This window comes from Luteococcus sp. Sow4_B9 (assembly GCF_052116585.1).
Lineage (GTDB): Bacteria > Actinomycetota > Actinomycetes > Propionibacteriales > Propionibacteriaceae > Luteococcus.
Map to the genome: position 1 here is coordinate 1 of NZ_JBQKKT010000011.1, position 21,953 is coordinate 21,953.

Here is a 21,953-nt window from a genome sequence, read left to right on the forward strand (position 1 = left end):
TCGTGAAGCAGTGGCGCGGACTCGCTTCCCGCTACGACAAGACCGCCCGGTCATACGCGGCAGGGATCTGCCTCTCCGCCGCTCTGCAATGGATTTAGCAACACGTCCTAGGGGTGAGCCGATTTCGCTGGTGGCAGACGGCAGCTGCCAGACTGGCTGACATGATCCTCACCCTGCTTGGCGGCGGCGGTTTCCGCGTCCCACTGGTTTTCCAGGCCCTGCTTGCCGATGAATCGGCGGGGCGTGTCACGGAGCTGCGCCTGCATGACGTGGACGAGTCCAGGTTGGCTGCCATCGGCACGGTGGTCGACGAGTTGGCGGGTCGCCATCCGGATCCGCCACGTGTGGTCCGCACCACGAGTCTTGCTGACGCCATCCGCGGTACGGACTTCGTCTTCTCCGCGATTCGGGTGGGCGGAACCGCAGGACGGGCCGCGGACGAGTCCCTCTGCCTGGGGCACGGGGTGATCGGTCAGGAGACCGTGGGTGCCGGTGGCATCTCCTACGCCCTGCGCGGCATCCCGGTGGCCCTGGAGATCGCCCGTACGGTGCGGGAGGTGGCGCCGCAGGCGTGGGTGATCAACTTCACCAATCCGGCCGGCATCATCACCCAGGCCATGCGGGAGGTGCTGGGGGACCGGGTGATTGGCATCTGTGACTCGCCCGTGGGACTGGCCCGGCGCGTCCTCGAAGCAGCGCAGCACGGCGGAATCGTGAAGGACCCGGACCTGCGGGTGGAGCTGGGTGGTGACCGGGTTCGTCCGGACTATCTTGGCCTGAACCATCTGGGCTGGCTGAGGGGCCTGCACGTCGACGGCCAGGACGTGCTGCCCGAGGTGATTGCGCGGGCAGACCTTGTGGAGGGATTCGAGGAGGGCAGGCTCTTCGGCGCACCGCTGGTGCAGCTGCTCGGCGCCGTGCCCAATGAGTATCTGCACTACTACTACTGCTCGCGAGAGGCCCTGGCGGCCGACGCTGCTGCCGATGAACCGCGGGGACGCTTTCTGCTGCGCCAGCAGGGTGGCTTCTACGACGCTGTGGGCCGCGCGGAGAGCAGTGTCGAGGCGTTCGAGCTGTGGCAGCAGGTCCGGATGGAGCGTGAGCGGACGTACATGGCCACCAACCGTCAGGCTTCGGGCGACTTCGAACGCGATCCGCGGGACATGGCGGGTGGAGGCTATGACCGCGTGGCCTTGGCCATCATGCACGCCATCGCCAATGACGTGCCAGCGGACCTCATCCTCAATGTGGCCAACCAAGGAACCATCCCGGAGCTCGCCGACGAAGACGTCATCGAGTTGCCGTGCCGGATCGACGCCAGTGGGGTCAAGCCGCTGCCCACGGCCGGGCTTGCCGACCACGCCCTGGGCCTGGTGCTCAATGCGAAGTTCGTGGAGCGCATGACGATCATCGCGGGCCGCGATAGGTCCCGGAACCACGCGCTGCTTGCCCTCCTGCAGCACCCTTTGGTCGATTCCTGGCAGGTTGCCCAGGATCTGCTCGACGGGATGATCGAGCAGTGGCCGGAGCTGGCAGACCTGGCCTGATCCAAACCTGGCCTGATCCAAACCGGGCCTGATCCAAACCGGGCCTGATCCAAACCGGGCCTGATCCAAACCGGGCCTGATCCAAACCGGGCCTGATCCAAACCGGGCCTGAACCAAACCGGGCCTGAACCAACCGCAGGGCCAGGGCACATCGGCATCGTGGGCAAGATCCGCCAACAGCGCCGCGGGCGCGGCATGGATGCCTATTCTGGGCCCGTGGACCCCGGACGGGTCCGGGAGGCGCTGTGGAAATCCTGGTCAAGGCACTGTCCCTGGTGGCGATCATCCTCGTCGGCCAGGTGATCAAGCGGTTGGGCTGGGTGCAGGCCAGTGACTTCCCGATCTTCTCCAACATCGTCCTCAAGGTGACGCTGCCGTGCGTCCTGGTCACCAGCTTCAATGACCAGGACCTACCCACGGGTCTGCTCCTGGGGTTGGCGAGCGCGGGCCTGATCACCAACCTGGTCCTGCAGCTGGGTGGCTGGCTGGCGGAGCGTCGCAGTGGCAAGCGCGAACAGGCATTCGGGGTGATCAACGTCGCGAGCTTCAACATGGGGGCCTTCGCGACGCCATATCTGGCGGGCTTCATGGGGCCAGCAGCGGTGGTCCAGGCCAGCTTGTTCGACATTGGCAATGCCTTCGGTGCGGCGGGCATCGGCTATGCATGGTCCACCTCGCTCGCCGACGAATCCCGTCGGGTCACCGTCGGGCGCTTCTTCCGCCGAATGTTCAGTTCGGTGGTCTTCGACGTCTATCTGGTCCTGGTGCTCATGCAGCTCCTGGACCTGCGCTTCCCCGCGCCGGTGATCACCTTCACGTCCACGGTGGGGGCGGCGAACACCTTCCTCGCCATGCTAATGATCGGCATCGGGCTGGAGATCAGGATCGAACGAACCCGGCTTCGGCGTGCCCTGCGCCTGCTGGGCGTGCGCTACGTCCTGGCGACGCTGATGGCTTGCGCCGTGTGGTTCCTGCCCCTGCCGCTTGCCCAGGAGATCCGACTCCTGCTCACGATGGTGATGTTCGCGCCCATCGCCGCGATGGCCCCCGGCTTCACGCAGGAGATCGGCGAGGACGTGTCCGTGAGCACCTTCATGACGAGCGCCAGCATTCTCGTGGGCATCGTCGTGATGCCGCTGATCCTGCTGGCGCTCGGCTGAGGACGGCTCCGGCCAACCGCCGATCAGGCTCCCAGGTCCCGCAGGAAGTCGTTCGCCCAGTCGTCGATCTGGTGGGAGAAGACCTGCTTGCGCAACAGACGCATCCGCCGAGAACGATTCATGGTGCTGTCATTCGCGGCCCTCATGATGGTCTCCTTCATGCCGTCCAGGTCATGCGGATTGCACTGGTAGGCCTGCTTCATCTCCTTGGCGGCGCCCGCGAACTCGCTCAGCACCAGGGCTGCGTCATCGCCCTCGTGACAGGCCACATACTCCTTGGCCACGAGGTTCATCCCGTCGCGTAGGGGAGTGACCACCATCACGTCGGCGATCGAGTACATCGCTGCCATCGTGGTGCGCGGGTAGGAGTCATGCCGATAGGCGATGGCCGGGCTGCCAATCCTGCCCACCTCGGAATTGATGCGTCCCACGAGCAGGTCGATGTCGTCTCGCAACTTGCGGTACTCCTCGACGCGCTCCCGCGACGGGGTGGCCACCTGCAGGAAGACATTCTCGTCGGGATCCAGTTCGCCGCTGCTGAAGAGCTCGCCGAAGGCACGGATCCGCTGGCGCAGACCCTTGGTGTAGTCCAGCCGATCGACCCCCAGGAAGATCCGCTTCGGATTGCCCAGATCCTCGCGGAGCTGCGCCGCCTCGGCCTGGACATCGGGTTCACGAGCCAGGTCACGGAAACCGTTGGCATCGATCGAGATGGGGTAGGCCTTGGCCAGCACGACGCGACCATCGGGCATCCGGATGCGATCACGTGTCATCTGCACACCCACCAGCCGCTTGGCCAGGTTCACGAAGTTCGTCGCGCCGCCGGGCAGCTGGAATCCGATCAGGTCGGCGCCCAGCAGCCCCTCCAGAAGCTCGCGCCGCCACGGGAGCTGCTGGTAGAGCTCCTTGGGAGGGAAGGGGATGTGGAGGAAGAAGCCGATGCGCAGGTCAGGTCGCAATTCACGCAGCATGGCCGGCACCAGGTGCAGTTGATAGTCCTGGACCCAGACCGTCGCGCCTTGGGCCGCGTGGGCGGCGGCAGCCTGTGCGAAGCGCTGGTTCACCTCGCGGTAGGTCTGCCACCACTCGCGGTGGTAGACGGGCGGGACCACGACGTCGTGGTACAGCGGCCACAGGGTCGCATTCGAGAAGCCCTCGTAGAACTCCTCCACGTCCTGGGAGCTGAGGGGGACCGGCACGATGCTGTAGCCCTCGTGTTCGAACCCCTCGATGGTCTCGTCGGGAGCACCGTGCCAGCCGATCCAGGCGCCGCCCTTGCGCTTCATCACCGGTTCGAGAGCGGTCACCAGCCCGCCCGGGGAGGTACGCCACTGCAGTTCGCCCTCCGGGCCGGTCCGACGGTCGACGGGTAGCCGATTGGCCACCACCAGGAAGTCAGCGGTTTGGGGGGTCGAGGTGGTCTCCGGCATGGTGGCACTCCTTCGTTGCGGGACGTCGGATCACCTCCAGACTACCGGGGCAGGTGGCCCGCCCCCTTCCGGGTGGTGAATTCCAGCGGTCCTGCGGACCCACGGCGAGCCGGCTCATGGCAGGGTTGGTGCCATGAGCAATGTGACTGCGCAGGTGCCCACCGGCGGCTGGAAGGCCGTTACCACCACGGGGGAGTCGGCCATCGAGACGATCGTGGCCAACAGTTCCCGGACCCTTCTCGCCAGCGATTTCGACGGAACGCTGGCCGGGATCGTCGACGATCCCACCCAGGCCAGGATCAATCCCGCTTCGCATCGTGCTTTCTGCTCACTAGGAGCATTGGTGGGCCAGGTGGCCATCGTGACTGGGCGTGAGGTGGAGATGGCGCGGAGCCTGGGCGACCTGGATGATGCGCCGGGGCTGGAGCGCCTGGTGCTGTTGGGCCAGTATGGCCAGGAGCAGTGGGATGCCGCATCAGGGGAGTTGGTGAGCCCACCTGCACCGCCGGAGGTGCGCCAGGCCATCATCGAGCTGCAGAACCTGCTGGCGGAGCCCAGTGAGCAGAACCTGCGCGGGGTGCGTCTGGAGGACAAGGGCCGCGCCGTGGGCGTGCACACCCGACGGGCGGAGGATCCGTCAGGCGCCTTTGCCTGGCTGGTCGAGCCGGTCACCCGCATTGCCCAGCACCATGGTCTCGTCGTGGAACCGGGGCGCAATGTGATCGAACTGCGCGGGTCCACGATCACCAAGGGCGACGGGATCGACACCCTGGTGGCCCGCTTCGACCCGCAGGTGGTGGTGATGATGGGCGATGACCTCGGAGATCTGGCGGCCTTTGAGAGGATCAAGGAGCTGGGGGCGCAGGGCCGCACCGGCATTTGCGTGGTTTCCGGGTCCGACGAGCAGCCCGTCGTGGCGGCCGCCGCCGACGTGCTGTGCGATGGCCCAATGGGTGTGGCCGCCTGGATGGAGGACCTGGCGCAGGCGCTTCGCCAGGCGCGTCCGTGAGCCGGGACCGATCCCAGCCGCTAGTCTGGGTGGACTTCCCGGCTGACGGGAAGTGGGGCGTTGGCGCAGCCGGTTAGCGCAGGGTGCTCATAACACCTCGGTCGCGGGTTCGAGCCCCGCACGCCCCACCAGGTCCTGCTCCTCTTCGGGGCAGGAGCATCTCACAGGTCCAGACGGTAGGCCTGCTGGACGATGTCGGGCGCTGGTTCCCAGTCCAGACTGGCGTCGCGGACCAATCCCAGCGCGTGACGCAGTCGCGCACCCGGAACGGCGCCGGGCAACCAGGAGACCACCATGGTTCTTGCGCCACCTGCGCGCGCCCTCGCGATCGCGTTGTCCAGGAGTGCACGCAGCACCGCCTGTCCGGAAGTCTCGGGATCCACCGTGACCATCCAGACGTCGACGGTGTCGGCTGGCAGTCGACGGGGTGAGTGTCCAGGGGGACACCAGACCAGGCTTGCCACCACAGCTTCCCGCTGGATCGCCACCCAGACCTGGGACTCCTGGTCATCGTGCTCGACGTCACGCAAACGGTCCAACCACTCGTGGTCAGGGGAGAGCCCCTCGGCGTCGAGCTGGGCGCGCACCCGCAATCTGGCCACCGCTGGATGGTCCGTCGCCGAGGCCCGACGCACATCCACGGCCAGCCCGGGTGCGGTGTGCCCTGGGTGCACGAGCACGATCCTGCCGGATTCCAGATCCAGGGGTTGTGGGCCACTGCCCCCGCGCTTGGCCTGGGCGACGTTGACCTTCTGGAATTCCTGTTCCTCGCGCAGGTGACGAGCACCATTGTTGAAGGTCTCGAAGAACTCGGTCATGGCTGCCTCCCGCACGCTGGTGGAGCAAACCTAGCCGCTCCAAGCCCTTGACGGGGCCGGATTGGCCCGGTGGGATGGGCCCATGGGAGACGAACTCTACGAGCACGAGACCGAACAGACCCTCAGCCGTGAAGAGGCTGCGGCACGGCTTCGACAGATCGCCGACGACTTGTCCCGTCACAACGAGGTGCGGATCAGCCATGGCGACCGCGAGATGGCGATTGCCGTTCCCAACCAGGTCAAGCTCGAGGTCGAGGTGGAGGTCGAGCCGGAGAAGGAGACCGAGTTGGAGATCACCCTGAGCTGGTGAGGGGCATCAGCCGCTCAGGCCGAGGAGCTCCTCGAGGACGACGCCGACACCGGACTCGTCGTGGCCCGGGGCTCGGCGAAAACCCGCGGCCACCAGCAGTGGGTGGGCGTCGGCCATCGCATGACCGTGCCCGACGGCGTGGAGCATCGCCAGGTCATTGGGCATGTCGCCGAACGCAACGGCGTGCGTGAGATCGGCGCCCAGCTCGTCTGCGAGCAGGCGCAGGGTGTGGGCCTTGGTGACGCCCAGGGCAGAGACCTCGAGGAGTCCGATGGCGCCTCCGATGGACCAGGTGCAGGTCAATCGTCCGTCACAAACGGGTGCGAGCTGCTCCGCCAGGTCATCGCTCGACTGGACCCGGGAAGCCACCAACAGTTTCACGAAGGGTCGCGCGATCATGTCATCGATGCCGCCCACCACGTCGGCCTCCACCCGGTCACCGCGCAGGGGAAAGGCCACCTCGCGGCCCCACCCGATCCCGTACTCGACACCGAAGTGGATGTCCGGGCAGATGGCGCGCATCTCCTGGGCGACATCCCGGCACACATCGGCGGGGACCGTGTGCCGCTCCAGGATGCGGTCCTCGGCCAGGTCGAAGACGACGGCTCCATTGCTGGCCAGCACATAGGGATGCGCTGGGCGGATGGGGTCGAGGCACTGGAGCCAGCGCGCCGGCCTCCCCGTGGCCACCACGATGGGAATGCCGAGCTCCGCTGCCTTCAGCACAGCTGCCACATTGCGCTCGCTGGCCTGGCCGGTCGTGGACAGGAAGGTCCCGTCCAGATCGGTGGCAACCAGCGAGGGGAGCATCACAGCCTCCGGTTGGGGGTGGGAGTGCCGCCCTCACCAGAAGCGCTGCCAGAGGGCATGGGCGACTCCATCGACGGATTGTGCGACGGGTTCGTCGGCTCGCCCGAGGCACTCTGGCTCGGCGAAGCGCTCTGGCTGCCCTGTGACGGGCTGGCCGAGGCATCGGACGGACTTGAGCTGCCCGACTCGGGAGACGGTGAGCCACTGCCCTGGCTGGGGCTCTGGGACTGGCTGGGCGGGGGAGTCTGGGACTGGCTGGGCGGGGGTGACTGCGACGAGTCACTCGGCGGCGGCGTCGTCGGGATGGGCGGCGGCGGGGGAGCCGGTGGCTTGTTCTGGAAGAGCAGCACCGCGATCAGCAGCGCCAGTGCAGAAAGCAGCAGGGTCAGCAGCCAGCTGACAGCGATCGACATCCACCCCGCCCGGTCCGGGCGTCCGGGCCACGGCAACGGCCAGGCGCGATTGGCAGGCGGCTGGCTGTCATCGATCCAGTGCAGGCGATAGTCCGGTCCCGCGACGTCGCCGATGGGTGCCGCCATGGAGAGGTCGACGCTGCGCAGCAGTCGTTCCGCCTCCGCCAGGGAGGCCTCGCTCCCGTCATGGGCCAGCGCCACCCACGGGGCCTGGGGAACCGCGTCGGGCGGAACCGGATGATCATCCTGGGCGACGTAGCGGTGGCCCAGACGCCCCTGGTCCTGGCCCTCGCCGCCGCGGGCGACCACGGTGTCGATGTGCAGCTTGTTGACCTCACCGGCCAACCGTTCCCGGGCGGCAGCATCGCGCGCCGCACCTTCCGCGAGGATCACCAGCATCACCTGACGGCTGGCGCCCTTGGGGTCAGTCCCATGGGCCAGGTAGGCGACACCCGGGGGGCCGGCAACCAGACGTGCGTCCAGCCAGAAGGGGCCGACGCGCGGAGGATCGGTGGGCAGCAGGGGTGCGGCGTACTGTCCCTGCGGGGGCCGTGGCTGGTCAGACATCGACCCAATCACACCACATGCCGCCAAGGGGTGTGGTTCTTGTGGTGCCGGTGAGCCGCTCGTGTCATTCCGCGCGCCGCGGCTCTGACCAGCCGGAACCGTCGCGACGGCGAGGTATCGTGGCAACCACGTGTGCCCACAGACACCGCCACGCAGACACCCAGGAGACGATCACGTGAGCAGTACCCCGGAGTCCGTGCCCCAGGACAGCCCGAGCCCATCGCCAAGCCGTGGGCAGATGACCACTCAGGAGGCTGCGGAGCTGCTCGGCGAGGCCATCGCCCAGGTGCAGCGCGTCATCGTCGGCCAGGAGCACATGGTGGAGCAGCTCATGGTGGGGCTGCTCGCCAAGGGACACATCCTGCTCGAGGGCGTGCCAGGCGTGGCGAAGACCTTGGCCGTGCGTTCCTTCGCGACGGTCGTGGGCGGCGATTTCGCCCGGGTGCAGTTCACACCGGACCTGGTTCCCTCGGACATCGTCGGCACCCGCATCTACTCGGCCTCGAAGGAGAGCTTCGACATCGAGCTGGGCCCGGTCTTCGTGAACTTCGTACTGGCCGACGAGATCAACCGTGCGCCCGCCAAGGTGCAGTCGGCCATGCTGGAGCTGATGGCTGAGAAGCAGGTCTCCATTGGCGGCGTCACCTACCCGGCGCCCAAGCCCTTCATCGTGATCGCGACCCAGAACCCCGTCGAGTCGGAGGGCGTCTACCCGCTGCCCGAGGCCCAGCGTGACCGCTTCCTGCTCAAGGTGGACGTGCCCTATCCGCGGGGCAATGAGGAGTTCGAGATCCTGCGACGGATGTCGGTGACCCCGCCCGAACCGGTCAACATCCTGGACCCGGAGAAGGTCCTGGCCCTGCAGGACATGGCCAGCAATGTCTTCGTGCACAACCTGGTGGCGGAGTACATCGTTCGGTTGGTGCTCGCCACCCGTACTCCGGCCGACTTCGGGATGCCGGACCTGACCAATGTCATCCAGATCGGCTGCTCGCCCCGCGCCACCCTCGGGTTGGTGGCGGCAGCGCGAGCGCTGGCCCTCATCCACGGCCGCGACTACGTGCTGCCCACCGATGTCCAGGCGGTGGCTCCCGATGTGATGGCGCACCGGCTCGTTCTCGGCTTCGATGCCGTCGCCGACAACATCGAGACCAGTCAGGTGGTGGACCGCATCCTTGCGATGGTGCCGCCGCCCACGCCGGTCTGGAATGAGAAGACCCGCCAGCAGCAGCACGAGCAGCACTCGGTGCGACCCGAGCACACCGTCGAGCTGCCCAGCGAACCAACGGTCGCGCTGCCCCAGAACCAGCAGCCACAGCAGGCGCCCCAGCGCGCCGATGGTGGAGGCGCTGACGTCCCCCCGGGCAGTCACCAGTCCAACGGCAATGACTTCCCCAACTTCCCTCCACCGTCGACGCCTCGTCCGCCGGCCAATCCGTACGACCCGCAGCAGAACTGATCCATGACCCAGCCCCCCTCCTTCGCGCCGCCGCCAGCCCCGGCGTCCGCCGGGACGCCGACCGACATCGGCGCAGCCGGCAGCGTTCTGGCGCCCCCCACGGGCGCGACGCTGCCACTGAACCGGCTGGCCCCCGAACTGGCGCTGCGCCGTCTGGAGCTCACCATCGTGCGCCGGCTGGAGGGTTTCCTGCACGGCGACCATCTGGGGCTGCTGCCCGGCCCTGGTGCCGACGCGCACGACGCCCGGGTCTACCAACCCGGACAGGACGACGTGCGCAAGATGGACTGGGCGGTCACCGCCCGCACGACCGTGCCGCACGTGCGAGACACGATTGCGGACCGAGAGCTGGAGGTCTGGGCCCTGCTGGACGTGACTCCCAGCATGAACTGGGGCACCGAGGGCATCACCAAACGTGACCTGGGCATCGCCGCGATCGCAACCATCGGTTTCCTGAGCCAGCGGATGGGCGATCGGTTCGGCGGGATGATCATGCGCCAGGACCAGGTGAAGCGCCTGCCGGCGAACAGTGGCCGCACGGCGCTCTACGGTCTGCTGCGCAAGATGCTCGACGAACCGATCGTGCCCGATCATGCGCCCGGGGAGATGACCCTGGCCCGCGGGATCGAGCAGCTGGCACGAACCCAGCGCCGCCGCGGCATGCGAGTGGTGGTGAGTGACTTCCTCACCCCCGGCGATTCCGAGCTCGACCCGAATGTGGAGCCCGAGTGGGAACGTGCCCTGCGGCGCCTGGCGGTGCGCAACCAGGTGTTGTGCATCGAGGTGGTCGACAGCCACGAGGTGGAGTTTCCCGACGTGGGCGAGATGCTCATCAAGGATCCCGAGACCGACTTTGCCCGCTACGTGAACACGTCGGACCCGGCGGCCCGGGCTCGGATGGATGCTGCCGCGGCTGCCCAACGAGACCGGACCCGGATCGCGATGCGCAGGGCAGGAGTGGGACACATCCAGCTGCGCACCGATCGCGACTGGGTGCAGGACATCGCACGGTTCGTGTTGGCCTACCGACGCACTGCCTCCATGCTGCACCAGCCACCGCAGGGGGTCAGCCGATGAGTCTGCACCTGTTGCTCTCCCTGCCCGAGTTCAAGAGTCCCGAACGGCTCTGGTCCCTGCTGCTCCTGCCGATCCTGGTGATCCTGTACCTGGTGGCGCTGAGGTTGAAGGGGCGCACCGGCATCCGGTACACCAACACGGGGGTCCTGTCCGCCGTGCTGCCGCGCCAGTCACAGTGGCGGCGCCACCTGGCCGTGGCCATGAGCCTGTGTTCTCTGGTGGCACTGGCCATGGCATGGGCTCGACCGATGGGCATCGAGCGGGTTCCCCGCGAACGGGCCACCGTCGTCGTGGTGATCGACGCCTCGCAGTCCATGCAGGCAACCGACGTGAAACCCAACCGCCTGGATGCCGCCAAGGAGGCGGCCAAGGACTTCATCGCCACACTGCCCGAAGGGTTCAACGTCGCCGTGGTCTCGCTGAGTGGCAGCCCCTCGGTGAGAATGCCCCCCAGCGTCGACCGCGCGGCAACCCAGCGGGCGATCGACGGGATCGAGCTGCAGGACGGAACCGCGCTGGGTGATGCCATCACGGTGAGCCTCAACGCGATCAAGCAGGCACCCCAGGGCGACGGCGACCAGCCGGCCCCCGGCCTGGTGGTGATGCTGAGCGATGGCACCAACACCTCGGGCGGCGACCCGATGGCGGCGGCCGCCACGGCTCGAACCCGCAAGGTGCCGGTGCACACCATCTCCTATGGCAAGAGCACCGGGTATGTGGACCTCGACGGCAAGCGTGAGCGTGTGCCCCCGGATGCCGCTGCGCTCAAACAGATCGCACAGACCACCGGCGGGAAGTCCTGGGGCGCCGACTCCGCCGGCGGGCTCAAGGACGTGTACAAGGATGTGAAGAGCCAGGTGGGATACGAGGAGGTCCGCAAGGAGCGGACCGCCCAGTACGCCCTGTACGCCTTGGCCTTCGCCACGGTCGCGGCCCTGGGCGCGGTCTCGATGGCAGCGAGGTGGCCCTGATGTCGGTTCGAATGCTTCTGCTGACCGAGTTCATGCGGCCCGAAAGGCTGTGGTTCCTGCTGCTGGTTCCAGCGATCGGCCTGCTCTACCTGTTGCTCAACGGGCGTTTCCGGCCGACCCCCGGGCGCCGACGGACCCGGCTGGACCTGGTGATCCCCAAGGACGCCGCCTGGAAACGCCACGGCGCCGTCGCCCTGGCCCTGGCCTCCCTGGCCTCCCTCGTGGTGGCCTGGGCCATGCCCAAGGCGTACACCAATGTGCCCCGGGACCGGGCCACCGTGGTGATCGCCATCGACGTCTCCCGTTCCATGGTGGCGACGGACGTGCGGCCCAATCGTCTGGCGGCCGCCCAGGCCGCGGCGCAGGCCTTCACCCGCCAATTGCCCGAGCGGTTCAACGTCTCCCTCGTGAGCTTCGCGGCCACCGCGCAGATCGTCGTCCCGCCCACCACCGATCGTGTAGCCGTGGACCGCGCGATCCAGAACCTCGAGGTGGCGCCCTCCACGGCCATCGGCGAGAGCATCTACACCTCGCTGGACTCGCTCAAACTGGTGCCGCCGGACAAGGATGATCCGAAGCAGACCGCTCCAGCGGCCATCGTTCTGCTCTCCGACGGTGCGACCAACATCGGCCGATCGTCTCTGGAGGCGGCCGAGCAGTCGCGCAAGCAGAATGTCCCGGTCTATGCCATCGCCTACGGCACCGCGACCGGCTTCGTCGTCGAGGGCGGCCAACGGCAACCAGTTCCCGTGAACCACGCCGAGTTGTCCGCCGTCGCGCGCAATTCCGGTGGCAAGAAGTTCGCCGCTGCCAGCCAGGACGAGCTGGAGGCCGTCTACCGGACGATCGCCCAGTCGGTGGGCTACGAGAAGGTCTACACCGAGGTGACGGACAAGTACGCAGGTCTGGCGCTGCTCTTCGCCGTGCTGTCAGCACTGGGAGTGATCTCACTGGGTGCTCGCTGGCCCTGACGGGTACTGGAGGATTTCGGGAGCTGGCTGGCCAAGCGACCCATCGCAGTGGTTGAGTCGGAGCCATGTCCAGCACTGTTGATCCCACGCCCACCTCCACGCTCGCCGAACGTCTGGCTGCCGTCGAGGAACGGATCGCCCGTGCCTGTGTGGCCAGTGGTCGCTCGCCGCAGGAGGTCCGGTTGCTGCCCGTCAGCAAGACCCACTCCATCGAGATGGTGCGCGAGGTGGCCTCGCACGGGTACACGCTCTTCGGGGAGAACAAGGTGCAGGAGGTGCAGCAGAAGGCAGCCCAGCGCACCGAGGGGGACGGCTTCGGCTTCTCCGTCATCGGTCACCTGCAGACCAACAAGGCGAAGGTGGTGGCCGAGCTCGCCGACGAGTTCCAGTGCGTCGACTCGGCGAAGATCGCCATCGCCCTGGACAAGCGTCTGCAGGCCTTGGGGCGGCGCCTGCCCGTTCTCGTGCAGGTGAACACGTCCGGCGAGCCGCAGAAGTCCGGCGTGGCGCCCGACGAGGTGCTGGGGCTGGTCCGCGAGATCGAGGCCTGCGACGCGCTGGACGTGCGGGGCCTGATGACCGTGGCCATCAAGGGCGAGGATGCCCAGGTGGCCGCCTGCTTCAACCGGATGCTCGAACTGCAACGGGACCTGCGTGATGCCCAGGCCCTCGGCTCCGCGTGGGACGAGCTCAGCATGGGCATGTCAGGTGACCTGGAGCTGGCCGTCGCCCACGGATCGACCTGCCTGCGGGTGGGCACCGCCATCTTTGGCGCCCGTGATTACGGGCCGGCCGCCTGACATCCATGGCCAGACGGCCCGGACCGGTCAGAGGTTCTCGACCTCCAGGCGTGGCACTTCGTCGGCCGGAGTGAAGCCGAAGAGCTGGCTGTAGAAGCTCAGCTGGGCCTCCACCACGGCGCGACGGGTGCTCTGCTTGCGGAAGCCATGGCCTTCGCCCTCGAACATCAGCAGCGCCACCGGCAGCTTCTTGGCCCGCACGGCGTTGGCCATCGCCTCGGCCTGGTTGGGCGGCACCACCTTGTCGTCGAGTCCCTGCAGGATGAGCATCGGACTCGAGAGACGATCGACGTGGTGGATGGGGGAGCGCTCCTCGTAGAGCGCCTTCTGCTCCGGCCACGGTCCCACCAGCCCAAAGGGGTACTTGGCCTCGAACTTGTGGGTGTCGGTGACGAGCGTCTCGAGGTCACCGATGCCGTAGCGGCTCACACCGGCTGCGAAGACGTCCGAGGTCACCAGAGCCTGCAGGGTGGTGTACCCGCCGGCCGAGCCACCCTGGATGATGACCCGTTGCGGATCGGCAAGGCCCCGTTCGACGACGGCCCGAACGGCACCCACCGCATCGGCCACGTCCGCCACACCCCAGTTCCCGCGCAATCGGTTGCGGTACTCACGCCCGAAGCCGGCCGAGCCGGAGTAGTTGACGTCGAGGACGCCGAAGCCGCGGCTGGTCCAGAACTGGAAGTCGCTGCGGTACACGCCGGGCGCCATGCCCGTGGGGCCGCCGTGGGTGTTCACCACCAGGGGAGGAAGTTCTCCGTCGGGGAGCTGGCAGTCCGGGTTGGTCGGCGGGTAGAACCAGGTCTGGGCTGGGCCGAAGCCTGCGTCGAACCAGAGCGACTCGGGCACCGACACCCACGTCGCGTCGGGCTGCCGCTCGGCGGCCTCCTTGACACTCACCACCTGGTCGTCCGTCAGCCGCAGGATCTGGGCGTGACGGTCGGCATGGTCGACGTTGAGGAAGACCCCGGCCGGGCCGGCGACGATCGTGTCCACGTCGGCAAAGGTCATGGGCAACAGCTGGTGACTGCCGTCCAGGGCCACCCGAAGGAGGCAGGCACGAGCGTCCTGATAGCAGAACATCACCAGCGATTCGCCGTCGACGGCATAGCAGTCATTGCCCTGGACCCACAGGGGTCGGCAGAAGTCGGCGTCCAGCCGGACCAGCTGACGTCGTTCACCGTCGGCCAGGATCCACGGATTCCAGAATCCCGTCTCGTCGCTCAGGTGGACCAGATGCTCACCGACCCAGCGCGGATGCAGCACCGAGACCTCGTCGCGAGCCAGGATGGCCTGCGCCTCGAGCGGGCCGGCATCCAACCATGAGGCCGTCATGAGACGGGTCTGGTCCCACGGCATGTTGGGGTGGTCCCATTCGATCCAGGCCAGGCTCCCGGCCGTTGAGAGTTCTGGGTGTGCGTAGAAGTCGGCCCCCTGGGCCAGGACACGTCCATGGTCTGCGTTGTCGTGGTCGAGCGAGAGCGCCACGATGGTGTTCTCCGGCTCGCCCTCCACGCGGTGGTCCTCGCGGACGGCGAGCACGATGCGACGGGCGGCATCGACGCGTAGACCCCCAAAACGCACGGCACGATCTCCCGTGGTGATGGCGCGATCCGTGCCGTCCTGGACGACGTGCACGGCGCCGTCGTCGTCATTGCACCACGCGACGATGCCTTCTTGTGCATGCCAGGTGCCGCCGCCATACTCCTGCACCCTGGATCGCACGCTCGCGTCTGCGGGGGTCACGTCCGTCGTGGTGTCGCCGCGGCGACGAACCAGCACCGTTCGGCCATCCAACTCCGGGCGGCTCTCGAGCCAGTACAGATCCGTGCCGTCGACTCCCAGGCTGTTGAGGCCCATACCGGAGGCCAGGAGTGCGTCGATGCTGACCGGGGAGGGCCAGCTGCCACAGGGGAGCGAAGAAGGTGTGCTCATGGTCCCGACCCTACCCAGTGCGCGGACGCAGCGACTGGCCTGCGGGCCGCCGGGGACTGGTTCCACACGATCGTGTCTGGAAGTTCGCGCTCGCTTGGGGCACAATCGAGACACCACCACACTCTGGCCAGTTGACCATGTCTGCAGGGGAAGGCACGACAGGGCCTTGGTCAGGAGAACAGTGATGGTTGACACGACTGGTGGGCTCGTGATGGTCCACTCGACGCCGTCGGCTCTGTGTCCCCACATCGAGTGGGCAGTCGGGGGCGTACTTGGCGCGCCCGTGGAACTTGTCTGGCGGCCCCAGACGGCGCTTCCCGGTCACCTGCGCACCGAGTTCTCGTGGCGTGGGGCAGAGGGCACCGGGGCGCGACTGGCCAGCGCCTTCCTGGCCTGGAGGCGGATCCGCTATGAGGTCACCGAGGACCAGGGCAGTGATGGTGAGGGGCACCGCTGGAGCTACACCCCGGATCTGGGGATCTTCCACGCCAGCACCAATGTGCATGGCGATGTGATGGTCCCCGAGGATCGGCTGCGGTCTGCCCTGGCGGCAGACAATGCCGGAACCAGACCACTGCGCGAGGGTCTTCACGAGCTGCTGGGCACCGCCTGGGACCAGGAACTCGAGATCTTCCGACAAGCAGCCGAGGACGACTCGGTGCGCTGGATGGATCGCGCAGTCTGAGTCGCCCTCGGCAGGATCCTGCTGGATGCAGGGTCAGCGGCTCTGGTGCTCGTTGGTGACCACGACGGCCACATTGTGGCCTCCGAAGCCGAAGGAGTTGTTCATCGCCGCGAGGTCGCCGGCAGGCAATTCCTGGCGGCTGGTGGCGATCTGAACCGGAAGATCAGGCTCGAGGTTCTCGATGTTGATCGTCGCCGGGATGTTGCGGGTGTTCAGCGCCATCACCGTCGCGAAGGTCTCGATCGCTCCAGCGCCCCCCAGGAGGTGTCCGGTCATCGACTTGGTGGACGTGACGATGACGTCATCTGCGGCATCGCCGAGCGCGGCACGGATCGAATGCGCCTCGGTGACGTCACCCTGCGGCGTCGACGTGCCATGGGCGTTGATGTGCTTGATGTCGCCAGCGTCCACCCCCGACTGCTTGAGAGCGCGCAGCATCGCCGACGACTGGCCACGGCCGCTCGGATCTGGCTGGACGAAGTCATGGTTGTCGGCGCTGATGCCTGCACCGGCGATGGTGCCGTAGATCTTTGCCCCCCGGGCCTGCGCATGTTCCAGTCGTTCCAGAACCATGCACACCGAACCCTCACCCATGACGAAGCCGTCGCGGCCGGTGTCCCAGGGGCGCGACGCGGTCTCGGGGGAGTCATTGCGTCGGCTCAGGGCCTGCATCTGCGCGAAGGAGTTGATGGTGAGCGGGTGCAGCACGGACTCGGTGCCACCGGCCAGCACGACGTCGGCGCGGTCCAGACGGATCATGTCCACGGCCAGACTGATCGCCTCATTCGAGGAGGCGCAGGCGCTGACCGGGTCATGGATGCCGGCCCGGGCGTTGACCTTGAGCCCCAGGTTGGCCGCCGGAGCATTGCCGATCAGCATCGGGATGGTGAAGGGGCTCACGCGGCGCAGTCCCTTCTCCTTCTGGATGTCCCACTGGTTCAGCAGGGTGTTGAGGCCGCCGATGCCGCTGGCGACGCTGACACCCACGCGGTCCTCATCGATGCCCTCATTGGTCGCGCCGAAGACGAATCCGGCATCCTCCCACGCCTCCTGACCGGCAATGAGCGCCAGTTGTGTTGATCGGTCCAGGCGACGGGCGGCCGTCCGGTCGAGGTGGCTGGCCGGATCGCCCTTCACCTGCGCGGCGAAGGTGACCGGCAGTTCCGCGGCCCAGTCCTGCTCCAGGGAGCTGGCTCCGCTGACCCCGTCGAGCATCGCCTGCCAGGTGCTCGGGGCATTCTCGCCGAGTGGGGTGTAAGCGCCGAATCCGGTGATGACAACGGTGGTCATGGAATCTCCAGTGAGTGATGGGTGTGTGGATGTGACTGTGCCGAGCGCGTCGGCCCCTGGACTGGGTGACGCGCTCGGCACCGGGTGGTCGATCAGGCCTGGGCGCGCTCGACGAAGGCCACGGCGTCGCCGACGGTCTTGAGGTTCTTGGCGTCCTCGTCGGGGATGGACACGCCGAACTTCTCCTCGCAGGCGTAGATGATCTCGACCATCGACAGCGAGTCGACGTCCAGGTCATCGGTGAAGGACTTGTCCAGCTGGACGTCCTCGATGGCGACGCCCGCGACGTCGTTGACGATCTCGGCGATGTCGTTGCGGATCTCTTCGGTGCTGGCCATGGTGGCCTCCTGGTTCTCTTCGTGGTGTGTTGTGTTTGGCGTGACGGAGGAGTCGGGTGATCCCTCCGGGTACGTGGGTCCCCCTGAGTAGGGGCGGTCAGGGCAGGACGACCACCTGGCCGGCGTAGGCCAGGCCGGCGCCGAAGCCCATCAGCAGGGCCTTCTGTCCGCTACGGGCCTCGCCCGACTGCAGGACCGCGTCGAGCGCCAGTGGAATGGAGGCCGCGGAGGAGTTGCCCATCTGGGCAATGTCGCGGGCGACGACGATTCCCTCCGGCAGCTTGAGCTGGCGCAAGGTTGAGTCCGTGATGCGGTTGTTGGCCTGGTGCGGGATGAAGACGTCAAGCTCCTCGGGCGCCAGCCCGGCCGCCTCCAGCGTCTCGCGGGTCCGTTCGGCGACGAAGGTCGTGGCCCACCGGAAGACCTTGGTCCCTTCCATCCGAAGGTAGGGACGTTCCTGGCCGTCGACGAGGCTCTCCCAGTCGTCCAGGGTGATGACCTCGCTGTGGCTCGGGTCCGACCCCCAGATGGTCGGTCCGATGGCGGGCACCTCCGAGGGGCCGATCACCACGGCACCAGCGCCGTCGCTGAAGATGAAGGCGGTGCCGCGGTCAGCCATGTCCAGATAGGGGCTCAGCACTTCGGTTCCCACGACGAGGACGTGCGTCGAGGTTCCCGTACGGATCAGCGAGTCGGCCAGGGCGACCCCGTGGCAGAAGCCAGCGCAGGCGGCGGAGATGTCGAAGACGGCGGGGGAGGGGCACCCGAGCTCCTGGGCGACCCGCGCGGCCATCGAGGGCATCTGCTGGGAATTGCTGACGGTGGCAAGGATCAGGGTGTCGATCTGGTCGAGCGTCATGCCCGCCCGTTCGACAGCCTGACGGCAGGCATCAGCCGCCAGGGTCACGGCGGTCTCGCCCTCGGCCACCCAGTGCCGCTGGGTGATGCCGGTCCGCTGCCGGATCCACTCATCGTTCGAGTCGATCATGGTGCAGATCTCGTCATTGTCCACCACTCGGGAGCCACGGGCGGCTCCGGTGGAGATGATCCGCGCCGAGGTCGATCCCGATGACATCGCAAGGGTCGCCATCTCAGGCACCCGCAGCCGCATGCTGCGCGACGAAGGCGCGCGCGTCGTCCAACTGGTCGGGGCTGTTCAGGTTGAACAGTTCGACGCCCTTGAGGTTTCGCTTGGCGATTCCGGTGAGCGTGCCGGCCGGGGTCAGCTCCAGCAGGCCAGTGACACCGTGTTCCCGCATGGTGTCCATGCAGAGGTCCCAGCGGACCGGGTTGGCCACCTGGCTGATCAGTCGCTCCAGGTAGTCGTCCCCATCCGTGACCACCTGTCCGTCGCGATTGCTGAGCAGCGCCAACTGCGCGTTTGCCGGCGAGATGGCGCTGGCTGTTGTGCGCATCCGGTCCACCGCGGGTTCCATGTGCACGGTGTGGAAGGCGCCGGCGACGCTCAGCGGGAAGAGCCGGCTCCGGCGGGGGGCCGCCTCCGCGAAGGCCTCCAGTTCCTCGACGGTTCCGGCGGCGACGATCTGGCCGGAGCCGTTGTTGTTCGCCGGGGTGAGCCCGGCGGCCTCGATGGCGGACAGGACCTCGTCTCGGTCGCCGCCGATGACGGCGGTCATCGACGTGGGCCGCAGGGCAGAGGCTTCGGCCATGGCGCGCCCACGCTCCCGAACGAGGTTCATCGCATCGGCAGCGGTGAGGACGCCCGCAATCGCGGCCGCGGCCAACTCGCCGACGCTGTGTCCTCCCACGATGCCGACGCGCTCGTCGACACCGGGTTCACCGAGCAGTTCGGCGGCGGTGGCGATGGCAGCTGCCACGAGCAGGGGCTGGGCGACGGCCGTGTCCCTGATGGTCTCCGCGTCGGAGGTGGTGCCGTGCGCCGCCAGGTCGGTCCCTGCCACGTCGGCCAACTCCGCGAAGCGCTGGGAGAAGCCGTCAAGCTCCAACCAGGGAGCGAGGAAGCCGGGGGTCTGGGCGCCCTGTCCGGGGGCAACGATTGCAAGCACGTAGACAACTCTCGCTCGTCGTTGCCGGAAACCGAGCAGACGACGCGACGAAAAGTGTGGTCGGTGTTTTGTGGGAACCCCACAGTTGAACCGCGAGGGAGCCCGCGAGAGCGCGAATCCTGATTGTGGAAGGAGGCGAATCACACTCGTGTCACCCGGTCCTTGGGAGACAACGTGGACCAGTCCTTGGAGAGCTGTCCGGTGCTGCCAGAATGGGGGGACCTACAGGAGATTGGGGCCCTCATGAGTCTGCGGATCATCGCACGCGGCAATCGCCTCGCGTCGATGGGGCAATCGATCGTTGTCGAGGTCAACTCGGAGCAGGGGATGCTGCGGCTCGGCGCGCCTTTCTACCGTCGCTCGATCCCGCTCGCCGAGATCACGTCCGTGACCACGGCGCCTGACGATGGGCTCAACCGCGGCGTCGTGAATTGGTTCGTGGTCGGTCGTGCACAGTCACCACAGGGCGTCCGGCTCAACACCGGTGGCTCGGCGCGGGTCGACATCACCACCGCCACCGGAGGCAGATACCAGGTCGTCGTGGACACGCCTGAACAGGCTGGGCAAGTGGCCGATGCGCTCCGGCGCTATCGGGACAGCTGCCCCTGACGTCCGCGACCCCGCTCCACCCCCCCTGTGCTGCCTGATGCCCCCAGCCACGGACTCGTGGCCCAACCGAGGTCCGTTCATGTTGCTGCGCTCGTGTCGCTCGCCGGGGGACGTCCATCCGTGGGACCGCGAAAGCTGGACCGCACCGATGGACCCTCTGCCGTTCTGGGGCGCCTCGCAGATCCTGAGGGGTGTCAGCTGCGATGGTCACGCCTCCTCAGTTGTGTCGCGGCCGGTCGCGTAGGCGTAGGAGGCCAGGACGACCTGCTTGGCCACGACGATGTCGGCGCTGTCGCGGGGGGTGTAGAGCATCACGACGTTGATGCCCTGTTCGTAGAGGGGTGCTTCTCTCCCCATCCCGAGGCGAAGAAGGCCGCATGGTCGGCCGGGTCAAGCGACAGGTGGAGGCTGCCGTCCGCGTGCAGGTGGACGAACTCGGAATCGCGATCGGGGGGCAGCAGCACCGCCTCGGATGCGTGCGGGGCGTGGGCCGGGTTCCGGTGGCGACGACCACCGCCCAGAGGGCGCCTCGGTGGGGTTTGTCCAGCCAATCTGGTCAGCGTTGCGCCGCCGCCAGGCGGCCCAGGGTGATCGACAGCCGCAGCACATAGGCGTCGCGGGCGTCGGTGGGGGAGTAGCCCGTGACGTCCTGGATCCGCTTGATCCGGTAGCGAACCGTGTTGGCATGCACGAACAGATCGCGAGCGGTCGCCTCCACCGAACAACCGTGGTCGAGGAAGCTCACACAGGTCTCCAACAGATCGCCTCCGGCCGCCCGCAGCGGCTCGAAGACCTCGCGGGCTAGTGCTCGTCGGGCATGCCCGTCGCCTGCCAGCACGCGTTCGGGCAACAATTCGGTGGCCGGCAGTGCCCTGGCGCCTTCGGGCCAGGCGTCCGAGGCCCGCAGGCCGCTGGTCGCGGCCCTGGCCGAGAGGGGGGCCTCCACCAGGTCCTCCACCAGTGGGCCGATCACCACGTGACCCTCGCCGAAGTACTCCACCAGTCTTTCGGTCACCTCGACGGCTGCCTGATCATCGGTCACCTCGGGGCCGCTGGCCACCAGCACCAGTCGGTCTCCCTGGATGGCGGCCAGGACGTCCAGTTTCATGCGACGGGCCTGGCGTCGAAGCCGTGTGATGGCCGGGTCACCCTCCGGATGCACTCGGCCAACGGCGACGAAGACCTTGCTGCCGGAATTCCACCCCAGGGTCGAGGCCCGGGAGACCATCGACTCGTCGGCCTCCGCGCGTACGATGGCGTCCACCACGAGCGCCTCCATGCGGGCATCCCAGGCGCCGCGCACCTCGGCGGCCCGTGCATAGACCTCCGCCGCGGCGAAGGCCACCTCCCGTGAGTAGTGCACGATGGCGGTCTGCAGTACCGGCCGATCCTCGTCGGGAACCAGGTGCTGCACCTGCTCCTCCACGACGGTGATCGTCGTGCGCATCAGGTCCACCGTCTGGTGGAGCGAGATGTTTCGGGTCAGGGCGCGCGGAGCGGCCGCAAAGACATTGGCCGGATCGAAGGCCACTTCCGGATCGTCGGCCACCCACTGGACGAAACCATCGATCCCGCCCCGGGCCACCACCGTGATCCAGGAGCGGTGTTCGGCGTCGAGCTCCCCGAACCAGGGGTGTCGCTCGTCGAGTGCCGCCAGGACGGCGGTGGTCAGGCGGCCTGTGGTGGTCTGCAGACGCTGCACCAGCTCCCGACGTTCACGGTCGTCC

General features: G+C 67.6%; 23 protein-coding genes and 1 tRNA gene. 12 read left to right on the forward strand and 12 right to left on the reverse strand.

Features of this window, described 5'->3' with window-relative positions:
* The first annotated feature begins 161 nt into the window (after positions 1 to 161).
* Complete coding sequence (locus ACTQ49_RS08370; protein ID WP_441827393.1) at positions 162 to 1,547, forward strand: 6-phospho-beta-glucosidase; 1,386 nt, start codon at positions 162 to 164, stop codon at positions 1,545 to 1,547.
* A 245-nt stretch (positions 1,548 to 1,792) separates the two neighbouring features.
* Complete coding sequence (locus tag ACTQ49_RS08375) at positions 1,793 to 2,707, forward strand: AEC family transporter (RefSeq protein WP_441827394.1); 915 nt, start codon at positions 1,793 to 1,795, stop codon at positions 2,705 to 2,707.
* Between the two features lie 23 nt (positions 2,708 to 2,730).
* On the opposite strand, the gene ACTQ49_RS08380 is transcribed toward ACTQ49_RS08375, so the two are convergent.
* A complete protein-coding gene (locus ACTQ49_RS08380; protein ID WP_441827395.1) occupies positions 2,731 to 4,137 on the reverse strand; it encodes an alpha,alpha-trehalose-phosphate synthase (UDP-forming) in 1,407 nt (468 codons plus the stop codon).
* A 133-nt stretch (positions 4,138 to 4,270) separates the two neighbouring features.
* On the opposite strand from ACTQ49_RS08380, the gene otsB reads away from it, so the two are divergent.
* Both otsB and ACTQ49_RS08390 read left to right on the forward strand, forming a co-directional pair.
* On the forward strand, positions 4,271 to 5,146 hold the full coding sequence (gene otsB / locus ACTQ49_RS08385) for a trehalose-phosphatase (protein WP_441827396.1): 876 nt from the start codon (positions 4,271 to 4,273) through the stop codon (positions 5,144 to 5,146).
* 54 nt (positions 5,147 to 5,200) lie between these two features.
* A tRNA-Ile gene (locus ACTQ49_RS08390) sits at positions 5,201 to 5,277 on the forward strand.
* 30 nt (positions 5,278 to 5,307) lie between these two features.
* Here ACTQ49_RS08390 and ACTQ49_RS08395 read toward each other — a convergent pair.
* Positions 5,308 to 5,964, reverse strand: coding sequence for a GNAT family N-acetyltransferase (locus ACTQ49_RS08395; protein WP_441827397.1), 657 nt, complete (start codon positions 5,962 to 5,964; stop codon positions 5,308 to 5,310).
* 82 nt (positions 5,965 to 6,046) lie between these two features.
* Here ACTQ49_RS08395 and ACTQ49_RS08400 point away from each other — a divergent pair, with 82 nt between their 5' ends.
* Positions 6,047 to 6,274, forward strand: a complete 228-nt coding sequence (locus ACTQ49_RS08400; protein WP_441827398.1) for an amphi-Trp domain-containing protein — start codon at positions 6,047 to 6,049, stop codon at positions 6,272 to 6,274.
* Between the two features lie 6 nt (positions 6,275 to 6,280).
* Here the strand turns inward: ACTQ49_RS08400 and ACTQ49_RS08405 are convergent, their stop codons facing one another.
* Positions 6,281 to 7,084, reverse strand: coding sequence for an HAD family hydrolase (locus tag ACTQ49_RS08405; RefSeq protein ID WP_441827399.1), 804 nt, complete (start codon positions 7,082 to 7,084; stop codon positions 6,281 to 6,283).
* Positions 7,084 to 8,064 (reverse strand): hypothetical protein, encoded by a 981-nt coding sequence (locus ACTQ49_RS08410; protein WP_441827400.1) that lies wholly within the window; start codon positions 8,062 to 8,064, stop codon positions 7,084 to 7,086. The genes ACTQ49_RS08405 and ACTQ49_RS08410 overlap by 1 nt, the downstream gene beginning before the upstream one ends.
* Positions 8,065 to 8,302: 238 nt before the next feature.
* On the opposite strand from ACTQ49_RS08410, the gene ACTQ49_RS08415 reads away from it, so the two are divergent.
* The 5 genes from ACTQ49_RS08415 to ACTQ49_RS08435 all read left to right on the forward strand — a co-directional run bounded on the left by ACTQ49_RS08415 (position 8,303) and on the right by ACTQ49_RS08435 (position 13,342).
* Positions 8,303 to 9,523, forward strand: coding sequence for an AAA family ATPase (locus ACTQ49_RS08415; RefSeq protein ID WP_441827486.1), 1,221 nt, complete (start codon positions 8,303 to 8,305; stop codon positions 9,521 to 9,523).
* Between the two features lie 3 nt (positions 9,524 to 9,526).
* The gene (locus ACTQ49_RS08420) at positions 9,527 to 10,600 is read left to right on the forward strand and encodes a DUF58 domain-containing protein (RefSeq protein WP_441827401.1); all 1,074 of its coding nucleotides are present in this window, start codon (positions 9,527 to 9,529) and stop codon (positions 10,598 to 10,600) included.
* Entirely contained in the window at positions 10,597 to 11,571 is a 975-nt protein-coding gene (locus ACTQ49_RS08425; protein ID WP_441827402.1) for a VWA domain-containing protein, read from the forward strand. The genes ACTQ49_RS08420 and ACTQ49_RS08425 overlap by 4 nt, the downstream gene beginning before the upstream one ends.
* A gap of 11 nt (positions 11,572 to 11,582) precedes the next feature.
* A complete protein-coding gene (locus ACTQ49_RS08430) occupies positions 11,583 to 12,542 on the forward strand; it encodes a VWA domain-containing protein (protein ID WP_441827487.1) in 960 nt (319 codons plus the stop codon).
* A gap of 65 nt (positions 12,543 to 12,607) precedes the next feature.
* Positions 12,608 to 13,342, forward strand: a complete 735-nt coding sequence (locus ACTQ49_RS08435; RefSeq protein WP_441827403.1) for a YggS family pyridoxal phosphate-dependent enzyme — start codon at positions 12,608 to 12,610, stop codon at positions 13,340 to 13,342.
* Positions 13,343 to 13,369: 27 nt separating this feature from the next.
* Here the strand turns inward: ACTQ49_RS08435 and ACTQ49_RS08440 are convergent, their stop codons facing one another.
* Positions 13,370 to 15,277 carry an alpha/beta hydrolase family protein gene (locus ACTQ49_RS08440; protein ID WP_441827404.1) on the reverse strand — a complete coding sequence of 636 codons (1,908 nt, stop codon included), beginning with the start codon at positions 15,275 to 15,277 and terminating at the stop codon, positions 13,370 to 13,372.
* Positions 15,278 to 15,461: 184 nt separating this feature from the next.
* On the opposite strand from ACTQ49_RS08440, the gene ACTQ49_RS08445 reads away from it, so the two are divergent.
* The gene (locus ACTQ49_RS08445; RefSeq protein ID WP_441827405.1) at positions 15,462 to 15,962 is read left to right on the forward strand and encodes a DUF3145 domain-containing protein; all 501 of its coding nucleotides are present in this window, start codon (positions 15,462 to 15,464) and stop codon (positions 15,960 to 15,962) included.
* Positions 15,963 to 15,995: 33 nt separating this feature from the next.
* Here the strand turns inward: ACTQ49_RS08445 and ACTQ49_RS08450 are convergent, their stop codons facing one another.
* The 4 genes from ACTQ49_RS08450 to ACTQ49_RS08465 form a co-directional block, all read right to left on the reverse strand.
* The gene (locus ACTQ49_RS08450; RefSeq protein ID WP_441827406.1) at positions 15,996 to 17,252 is read right to left on the reverse strand and encodes a beta-ketoacyl-[acyl-carrier-protein] synthase family protein; all 1,257 of its coding nucleotides are present in this window, start codon (positions 17,250 to 17,252) and stop codon (positions 15,996 to 15,998) included.
* 92 nt (positions 17,253 to 17,344) lie between these two features.
* Entirely contained in the window at positions 17,345 to 17,590 is a 246-nt protein-coding gene (locus ACTQ49_RS08455) for an acyl carrier protein (protein ID WP_441827407.1), read from the reverse strand.
* A 97-nt stretch (positions 17,591 to 17,687) separates the two neighbouring features.
* The gene (locus ACTQ49_RS08460; RefSeq protein WP_441827408.1) at positions 17,688 to 18,680 is read right to left on the reverse strand and encodes a beta-ketoacyl-ACP synthase III; all 993 of its coding nucleotides are present in this window, start codon (positions 18,678 to 18,680) and stop codon (positions 17,688 to 17,690) included.
* Position 18,681: 1 nt separating this feature from the next.
* Positions 18,682 to 19,617: an ACP S-malonyltransferase gene (locus ACTQ49_RS08465; protein ID WP_441827409.1), complete on the reverse strand. Its 936-nt coding sequence runs from the start codon at positions 19,615 to 19,617 to the stop codon at positions 18,682 to 18,684.
* 243 nt (positions 19,618 to 19,860) lie between these two features.
* Between ACTQ49_RS08465 and ACTQ49_RS08470 the strand changes: the two genes are divergently transcribed.
* Complete coding sequence (locus tag ACTQ49_RS08470; protein ID WP_441827410.1) at positions 19,861 to 20,226, forward strand: hypothetical protein; 366 nt, start codon at positions 19,861 to 19,863, stop codon at positions 20,224 to 20,226.
* A 207-nt stretch (positions 20,227 to 20,433) separates the two neighbouring features.
* Here ACTQ49_RS08470 and ACTQ49_RS08475 read toward each other — a convergent pair whose 3' ends face one another.
* From ACTQ49_RS08475 to ACTQ49_RS08485, 3 genes are all read right to left on the reverse strand, one after another.
* Complete coding sequence (locus tag ACTQ49_RS08475; RefSeq protein WP_441827494.1) at positions 20,434 to 20,583, reverse strand: hypothetical protein; 150 nt, start codon at positions 20,581 to 20,583, stop codon at positions 20,434 to 20,436.
* The gene (locus ACTQ49_RS08480; RefSeq protein ID WP_441827411.1) at positions 20,538 to 20,690 is read right to left on the reverse strand and encodes a luciferase domain-containing protein; all 153 of its coding nucleotides are present in this window, start codon (positions 20,688 to 20,690) and stop codon (positions 20,538 to 20,540) included. The genes ACTQ49_RS08475 and ACTQ49_RS08480 overlap by 46 nt, the downstream gene beginning before the upstream one ends.
* Positions 20,691 to 20,782: 92 nt before the next feature.
* Complete coding sequence (locus tag ACTQ49_RS08485; protein ID WP_441827488.1) at positions 20,783 to 21,898, reverse strand: PucR family transcriptional regulator; 1,116 nt, start codon at positions 21,896 to 21,898, stop codon at positions 20,783 to 20,785.
* Between the last annotated feature and the right edge of the window lie 55 nt (positions 21,899 to 21,953).

What these genes read in the sequence shown, in the direction of transcription:
- ACTQ49_RS08410 (WP_441827400.1), bottom strand. Translation starts at nt 8,064, where the DNA reads ATGTCTGACCAGCCACGGCCCCCGCAGGGACAGTACGCCGCACCCCTG.
- ACTQ49_RS08395 (WP_441827397.1), bottom strand. Translation starts at nt 5,964, where the DNA reads ATGACCGAGTTCTTCGAGACCTTCAACAATGGTGCTCGTCACCTGCGC.
- ACTQ49_RS08400 (WP_441827398.1), top strand. Translation starts at nt 6,047, where the DNA reads ATGGGAGACGAACTCTACGAGCACGAGACCGAACAGACCCTCAGCCGT.
- ACTQ49_RS08430 (WP_441827487.1), top strand. Translation starts at nt 11,583, where the DNA reads ATGCTTCTGCTGACCGAGTTCATGCGGCCCGAAAGGCTGTGGTTCCTG.
- ACTQ49_RS08435 (WP_441827403.1), top strand. Translation starts at nt 12,608, where the DNA reads ATGTCCAGCACTGTTGATCCCACGCCCACCTCCACGCTCGCCGAACGT.
- ACTQ49_RS08470 (WP_441827410.1), top strand. Translation starts at nt 19,861, where the DNA reads ATGAGTCTGCGGATCATCGCACGCGGCAATCGCCTCGCGTCGATGGGG.
- ACTQ49_RS08405 (WP_441827399.1), bottom strand. Translation starts at nt 7,084, where the DNA reads ATGCTCCCCTCGCTGGTTGCCACCGATCTGGACGGGACCTTCCTGTCC.
- ACTQ49_RS08440 (WP_441827404.1), bottom strand. Translation starts at nt 15,277, where the DNA reads ATGAGCACACCTTCTTCGCTCCCCTGTGGCAGCTGGCCCTCCCCGGTC.
- ACTQ49_RS08445 (WP_441827405.1), top strand. Translation starts at nt 15,462, where the DNA reads ATGGTTGACACGACTGGTGGGCTCGTGATGGTCCACTCGACGCCGTCG.
- ACTQ49_RS08475 (WP_441827494.1), bottom strand. Translation starts at nt 20,583, where the DNA reads ATGGGGAGAGAAGCACCCCTCTACGAACAGGGCATCAACGTCGTGATG.
- otsB (WP_441827396.1), top strand. Translation starts at nt 4,271, where the DNA reads ATGAGCAATGTGACTGCGCAGGTGCCCACCGGCGGCTGGAAGGCCGTT.
- ACTQ49_RS08425 (WP_441827402.1), top strand. Translation starts at nt 10,597, where the DNA reads ATGAGTCTGCACCTGTTGCTCTCCCTGCCCGAGTTCAAGAGTCCCGAA.
- ACTQ49_RS08460 (WP_441827408.1), bottom strand. Translation starts at nt 18,680, where the DNA reads ATGGCGACCCTTGCGATGTCATCGGGATCGACCTCGGCGCGGATCATC.
- ACTQ49_RS08380 (WP_441827395.1), bottom strand. Translation starts at nt 4,137, where the DNA reads ATGCCGGAGACCACCTCGACCCCCCAAACCGCTGACTTCCTGGTGGTG.
- ACTQ49_RS08450 (WP_441827406.1), bottom strand. Translation starts at nt 17,252, where the DNA reads ATGACCACCGTTGTCATCACCGGATTCGGCGCTTACACCCCACTCGGC.
- ACTQ49_RS08420 (WP_441827401.1), top strand. Translation starts at nt 9,527, where the DNA reads ATGACCCAGCCCCCCTCCTTCGCGCCGCCGCCAGCCCCGGCGTCCGCC.
- ACTQ49_RS08415 (WP_441827486.1), top strand. Translation starts at nt 8,303, where the DNA reads ATGACCACTCAGGAGGCTGCGGAGCTGCTCGGCGAGGCCATCGCCCAG.
- ACTQ49_RS08370 (WP_441827393.1), top strand. Translation starts at nt 162, where the DNA reads ATGATCCTCACCCTGCTTGGCGGCGGCGGTTTCCGCGTCCCACTGGTT.
- ACTQ49_RS08455 (WP_441827407.1), bottom strand. Translation starts at nt 17,590, where the DNA reads ATGGCCAGCACCGAAGAGATCCGCAACGACATCGCCGAGATCGTCAAC.